At 33.9% G+C, this 6982-nt stretch carries 6 protein-coding genes; 2 read left to right on the top strand and 4 right to left on the bottom strand.

Annotated features, from left to right (window positions below):
- Positions 1 to 381 (bottom strand): hypothetical protein (locus BUB05_RS16790; RefSeq protein WP_073050766.1); only part of this gene is annotated, 381 nt, incomplete at its 3' end.
- A gap of 223 nt (positions 382 to 604) precedes the next feature.
- Positions 605 to 1237 (bottom strand): hypothetical protein, encoded by a 633-nt coding sequence (locus tag BUB05_RS16785; protein ID WP_073050765.1) that lies wholly within the window; start codon positions 1235 to 1237, stop codon positions 605 to 607.
- Between the two features lie 261 nt (positions 1238 to 1498).
- Here BUB05_RS16785 and BUB05_RS16780 point away from each other — a divergent pair, with 261 nt between their 5' ends.
- Positions 1499 to 2347: a tyrosine-type recombinase/integrase gene (locus BUB05_RS16780; RefSeq protein WP_073050764.1), complete on the top strand. Its 849-nt coding sequence runs from the start codon at positions 1499 to 1501 to the stop codon at positions 2345 to 2347.
- Positions 2340 to 3383 carry an IS91 family transposase gene (locus BUB05_RS16775; RefSeq protein ID WP_073050763.1) on the top strand — a complete coding sequence of 348 codons (1044 nt, stop codon included), beginning with the start codon at positions 2340 to 2342 and terminating at the stop codon, positions 3381 to 3383. The genes BUB05_RS16780 and BUB05_RS16775 overlap by 8 nt, the downstream gene beginning before the upstream one ends.
- 595 nt (positions 3384 to 3978) lie before the next feature.
- Here the strand turns inward: BUB05_RS16775 and BUB05_RS16770 are convergent.
- A complete protein-coding gene (locus BUB05_RS16770; RefSeq protein ID WP_073050762.1) occupies positions 3979 to 6288 on the bottom strand; it encodes a DEAD/DEAH box helicase in 2310 nt (769 codons plus the stop codon).
- Positions 6278 to 6979, bottom strand: coding sequence for a Hachiman antiphage defense system protein HamA (locus BUB05_RS16765; protein ID WP_073050761.1), 702 nt, complete (start codon positions 6977 to 6979; stop codon positions 6278 to 6280). Before BUB05_RS16765 ends, BUB05_RS16770 begins: the two co-directional genes overlap by 11 nt.
- Positions 6980 to 6982 lie beyond the last annotated feature (3 nt).

The following is a 6982-nucleotide window of genomic DNA, read 5'->3' as shown; positions in this document are numbered from 1 at the left end:
CAATTCATTGTACTTAAAAAATTCATCTGACATAAAAACATTCAGTAGAACTTCCTGTCCAGGTTCAATATTTAACTTGTTTCCATCTGCCTCAACTTTCCACTCACTAGAACTCCATTTGGTATTATTTGCATTTGTTACCGGAAAACTTAAATAAACATTATTCTGTGCAATTACATAATCACAATCATTTATTAGCTTCAACGAGTATGAAATGCCATTATTAAGTATAGATTCGTTGACAACTTCAATCCTTATTTTCTCAATTTCTTCATGCATAGTATCAATCCTGTCTTGGCTCAATTTGTCAGAACATCCTGTTATAGAACAAATGATAAGCAATAAAAAGCATACCAATACTTTTAGCCTTATTTTATTCATTTATCTATTCCTCCTTTAATATTCCTAGTTTTTCTTCAATCTACTCAGCAAATCGCAGTTTTCAAATTCTTAAAAACGTTCCAATATCAAACTACTTGACTTCACAAGTTTCAATTTATAAGGGTAAACAACGATATATGTTTCCTCAAACAGGATGTGGAGTAGTCTACAGCATCATTGCATCTGAATATCTTGTCCTATCACTTTCCACAATTTACTCCCTTTAGTTGACGTTTGTAATCCGTATATAATAATATTTGAGGAAGTTATGAGTACCCGAGAGAAATACTAAAACAAAAAATACTAATACTGATACAATTATCATTATTGCTTTATCATTCCCTACACCTCCAAAGAAGGCTCTTGCAACCCCTATTCCAAGTACGGAAGTTCCTAAAATCAACCCGTAATTGGTCCTAGATGATTTTTGGGGATCTAGAAAGTATCCTTTCTTAACAAGTCTAATAATATTCCAGATATTTACGCCTAGTAATCCTAAATAGATTAATACAACTATTATGATTAGAGAGTAATTAACATCAATTAATAAATTCAACATTTCGAAAGTGGCAATTAATGCAGTTATCGATGTAAACACACTAATCATTCCCATATATAACACGTAGCTATTTTCATCATGTTTGTTGAAAATAAAATACAAAGTCCATATTCCTAAAATAATTACCCATGAACCAATCATTTGATTAGTCAATTCATTCATTGAACCATACAAAGCAGTTGGTATAGAAATTATCATAAAGAAAAAATAGCTTGAAAGTAATACTTTCCAATTAGGAACTTTAATATTCTCAAGGTCTATGTATCCATTTATTTTCTGTATCTCCAATTCGTTCAATTCAATCACCCTTTTCTTTACATTTCTTATTACTTAAATGTATCATACACTTTTTCTTTTGCTCTGTTTTTGACAGACATACCTCCTGGTTTGTCCTGATACAATAAAACTGTAACACTATACATTATCTTAGAAGTTATATTTCACACGAATTTCAATTGAACTAAACCGCTACCGCGGTGGCTCTTTAAGTAACTTAACATTGTAAATCTATAGCTCTTCTCGGTATGATAGTTTTAAATATACCGAAAGGAGCTTTTTATGTATAACAAAAACCATATTAAAGAAATGACTCGACTACTCACACTCAAAGGCTGTACCCCTGGAACTATCAACGCCTATCAAGCATGTATGAAGAAGGTTCTAACCTTTCTAGACAAACCCGTGGATGACATTACCACTGATGACCTTTTGGATTATCTTCAACATATGATTACATTGGGGCGAACAAGTAGTACCATAAATCAAAATCATTCCATTATCAACTTTTTCTTTTCTCAAGTGCTTAGAAAACATCATATAGTAGCACCTTTACCATTCATGAGAAAAATTAAAAAACTGCCTGAAATTTTAACAATCACTGAAGTTGAAGCTATTCTTAACTGTTCTCAAAACTTAAAACACAAAACCATATTTATGACCATTTATGGATCAGGCCTTCGTATTGGTGAAGTGCTTCGACTTAGAGTTTCCGACATTGATTCAAAAAAAATGCAATTACGAATCAAAGAAGGCAAAGGACGAAAAGACCGATACACCATTCTATCCGAACGTAACCTAAAATGTCTCAGAGATTACTACCGTACTTATCAACCCAACGACCTTCTTTTCTTTCCTTATTCCTATAAAGATAAACCTATGTCAAAAAATACGATAGAAAAAGAATTCAAGTCGACCATTGCTGCTGCAGGCATCAACAAAAAAGTGACACCACATTCGTTAAGACATGCCTTCGCCAGCCATCTTCTTGAGAATGGTACCGATATCTATACCATTAAGTCTTTACTCGGACACAGCACGCTTAGGTCGACTGAAGTTTATCTTCAGCTGTCACCTTCTCTTGTATTCTCTACCAAAAGCCCACTTGATCAGGAGTCTGCCAATGAATAAACTCCAATCTATTATATCAATAAAGCCGGAAGAATTCATCAGTAATCATCATCTGTCTTATCAGCAGGTCAAAGCCATCAACAATATCATTTCTTGTCAAACCTCAAATATGGGAAGCCATAAACTGTCTTGCGATTGTGGTCATGAAAAGATTGTCCATAATTCTTGTCACAACAGGCATTGTCCTATTTGCGGTAACTTCAAGAAAGAGATGTGGGTACAAAAGCAACAGGAGTCAGTAATACCTTCTCATTACTTTCATTTGGTTTTCACGCTTCCAAGTGAGCTGCGTTCCCTTGTGTATTTCAATCAGAAGTCTCTCTATGACCTCATGTACAATGCCACTTCAAAAACACTTCTTGACCTGTCCAAAAGCCAATTTGGCGTAATACCTGGTTTTAGCCTAATTCTTCACACCTGGAGTCAAACACTTATATTCCACCCACACTTACATTGCATTCTTGCTGGTGGTGGTCTGTCCCTTAATCAGACCCATTTCAAGTCATTTAAAAAGAAGTACTTTCTTCCGATTAAGATGCTGTCCCGAGTGTATAGAGCAAAGTTCCTGGAAAAATTGAAATCCCTCTATGATAATGATAAACTTGTATTTCTAAACGACCTTAAGGAGCTTGAACAAGGCAATATATTTCAGGCTTTCATTGATAAACTTTTCAAGAAAGACTGGGTTGTTTATTCAAAACGTGTGTTCAAAAGTGCTCAACATGTAATCCGTTATCTGGGTCGCTATACTCATAAGATAGCCATCTATGCTGACCGTATCAAAAAATTCGATGAAGATTCCGTAACCTTCGCTTATCACGACCGAAGCGATAACAACCGCAAGAGGGAAATGACACTTTCCAGGGAAGAATTCGTACGCCGATTTTTGGATCATGTTCTGCCATATCGGTTGGTAAGAAATCCGCCACTACGGATTTCTTACCAACCGATTCCGTCGTTTAAAAACAGCCTTAATCAGAAAGTTGATTTCAAAGCAAAGAGGAGTAGTCTTGCCAATAATCAAAGCTTTGGATAAAGAAGCCCTGTTATTAAAACTTATTGGAAAAGACCGGATGTGCTGTCCAAAGTGTGGTGGTTTTTATTATTACAGCCATGATGTCTGTGTGACATAGAATACCTAATTTCATATGCTTTTTTTCAGCCTCTTAACTGGGGAGGGGGAAGCTATGTCCATTCATAGAGAAAAAACCAAGAATGTAGGTGTATTTAACTCGTAGCTGTAACAAATTTACTTTTTAAGAGCAGTAAGGCCGTCATACTTTCCCCTAGTCACCGCAGTTCTGTTCAATAGAAAAAATACGTACTCAGCTCTAGCTTATCGTTGGCTAGAGCTTTTTCTTTGCTGAGTACGCATGTTTTTCTAATCATTTGTATGGGTGATTTTAATACTAGTAAAGTAATTTGACAGGTACAAAAAGTTTTAGGCTCTGATTCAAGGCATCTATGAATATAGATTCAATTGGTACAATCATAGAAGACCACATACTTATAATGATTGAAAGACACCATTTAAAATGAAACATTCAAACTATCACATGGTATTACAGTTTTGCTTGAATAGATCAAACTTCATCTAGTATTCAATAATTAGAACCATGACGAGCTATTCCTTATATGAACCTCTTAATTATCTCTTTTCTTTCTTCTGACAATTCTTCTGTATTGTCTTTAAACACTATTTTTCGAGAATCAACATATTCTACATAATCAATCATCCAATCAATATCTTCAAAAGAAAAACCGTATCTAAGTAACCATATTTCAGTATCATTATTTGTTCCATATTTAATGTAGTTTGCCAAAGCCATTGCATCTTCATTTCCAGTTTTGTCGAAATACAATGAAAATGCAGCATAAAGCGGATTTGTTAATGATAAAGAAATCACCTTATCCATAAAATCATAAGTATCATAAACAATAGTATCATAATCAATATCTTTAACTGATTTGACACCCTGTAGTAGATTTACTTTTCTCGCATTGCTATTTGGTATTTGCCCCACCTTACATGAATATACTGGCACAATCTCTCTAGTTCTAATTTTGAACTCAGCCTCGCTAATTTCACCTCTTTCATAGAGTTGCTTTAATGCACGCCTCTCATCATTTTTTGATAGGTATGCATATCGTAATGACACAACTTCACTAAATGACTTTCCTTGTATGTGCCATAAAAGTATTGGAATTGCGGCACTAAGTATACTTTGCTCACCAGCACTGAGACTATCTTTTCTTAAATGCTTGGTATATATCATTTTTAAAGAACTTTTTAATTTACTCCTCTTTCCACCAAGATCGTAATATTGCTTCGCATTGATTGGATGTCCTTCATGCATTAGCAAATCTAGCACATTCTGTATTTCCCTATCAACATCGTCATTATTAATTCTTTCTAACTGAGAACTCGTCAATTTATAATTATCATCAAAAGAATAATCTTGCATAGCTTCAACAATGTCTTTTTCATCTTCATGTACATCTTCTAAATCAACATCCAACAAAGAAGTATCATTAAGCGAAACTTGCTCATTAATCCTATTTGTGAATGTTCTAACGTTTCTAGAATTGACAATAACATATCCAAACTCGAACTGATTTTCTATGCTTGTAGATCTACCAGCTCTTCCAATTAAGTTTTTTAATGTGAGTGAAGGCATATTATGGAAAGTATATATCCAAACAACATCAAAAGGCATATTAATTCCCTGATTTAAGGTAGATGTTGCAAAGCACAGTCTTGCATATCCAGCACGAACAAAATCCTCTATTACAAGTCTTGCTTTCAGTGGGATTGAACCATGATGGATTACTATGCCCTTTTCCATCATATGAATCATATTTGAGTACTTGTCATGTTCATCAGCACCTATATATTCTTTCAATTCTTTAATCAATTTTGATGCATATGCATCTTCAATCTCAGGACATAAATCTATATATTTTTTAAACAACGTAAGATAATCACCTTCGATAATTTTCTTCTTTGATATATAAATTAGCACTGTTCCCCTTGTTGCCAAAACCTGCTCTAACAAATCATATTCAAGATTCCTTTGCTGCTCTCCCCATTCACTTTCATATGGTGAAAAAAATGAAAATTGATTGTTATACTCAACAAAAACTTTACCAACAGTATGTTGACGATATATTGCAGATTTTGAATTACTAAAAAAATCATGTTTCCTTAGTTGGGCATCAGGATTAGATATGAATGGATGAGCAAAGACTTTTCTTGTATCAGGCAGCTCTCTATCAATTCTCCTCACCAATGAGTCAAAACTAAGCCCTCGTATTGGTTCATCAGTTATCTGTGCTTCATCAAGCAAAAAAAGTTCAATATTCAAGTCATCAATTATATTAAATAAATCAACTCCACGTTCTGGAGTGATAATGTAGATTCTACGCTCTGTATTATCAGTATTTACATTTTCTATGAATTGCAATACTAAAACAGATTTATCAACCAAATTCAACACTAGAGACATATATTCCGCTATCAAAGCTCTTGATGGAACTACAATAACAATGTCTCCTACAGTTTTCTTAATTAACTCACGAAACAGGTATGACTTACCTGCACTTGTTGGAGCCGAAAAAGAAAAATAGTGTTTTGACTCAATATACTTATATGCTTCGGCTTGTACTGGAGTGAACTTAATTCCAATACTCTCTTCTATTGTTTCAGCATAAACATTATAAATTTCTTCAAGTACACCATTAGGTTCAGTAACTTTATAAAACAGTCCCATTGAATAAAGCAATCTTTTCTCGTATTTCACAAAAATATCATTGTATAACAACTTTATATGAGATAGTAGCTCAAAATCCCTTGAATCGATTGGACCATTTTTATGTATCGATTTTATTATAGAGACTAGAATATTCTCGATTTCTTCTCCACTCCATATCCTATTCAACATCAATCTCAACTCCAATTAAATATAGTTCAGCACAACCAATTAATGATTGACATTGCTCACTATTTAAAGCATTGCTTAATATCCTATTTGGATTATCACAGATCATCGAAAAAGCAGCTGTATATCCCCTCCTACCCTCTACAGCATTATCACAAACTTCTTGTGAAACGAAGTACTTCAAATCAATTAATTCTGCAGAGTCTTTTAAATCTCCAATAAAATCATTTATCTGACTAATTGCTTCAGTATATTTTGTGCTAACACCACTATACTTTGCTTCCCCATAGACAATAAGTTGCGAGTTGCTTTCTGTATGAAAATCAAAACCACCATTTCCTTGAACTCTTTCCTTGATTAAATCTGCAAGAGGAATCTTTGTATGGTTTACATTCTCAACTAGCACCTTTTGAGCTGTGTCTGAAATCATAATTTCACCAATCGAAGTGTTCATACCACCTTCTACATCAGATAACATATTAACGAATTTTCGTACTGTTCTAGTCATGCGAGCTTCAAAAGCTACTCTTTCATAGGATTCCATTCCTTCTAACCAGCAAGTATCTCTAATAGTATCAATCATCTCACTAACTCGAGCATCTATATCTCGTATTTTCACATGCATAATTCTTACTAATGAACTCTCTCCTAATGTGTTAGATACACTGGAAATAGTATTACGTACAATTTCCATTTT

The organism is Dethiosulfatibacter aminovorans DSM 17477 (assembly GCF_900142005.1).
In the GTDB taxonomy this organism is placed as follows: Bacteria; Bacillota; Clostridia; order Tissierellales; family Dethiosulfatibacteraceae; genus Dethiosulfatibacter; species Dethiosulfatibacter aminovorans.
The sequence above is the reverse complement of the archived record's forward strand: the minus strand, read 5'-3'. Positions and strand labels throughout refer to the sequence as shown.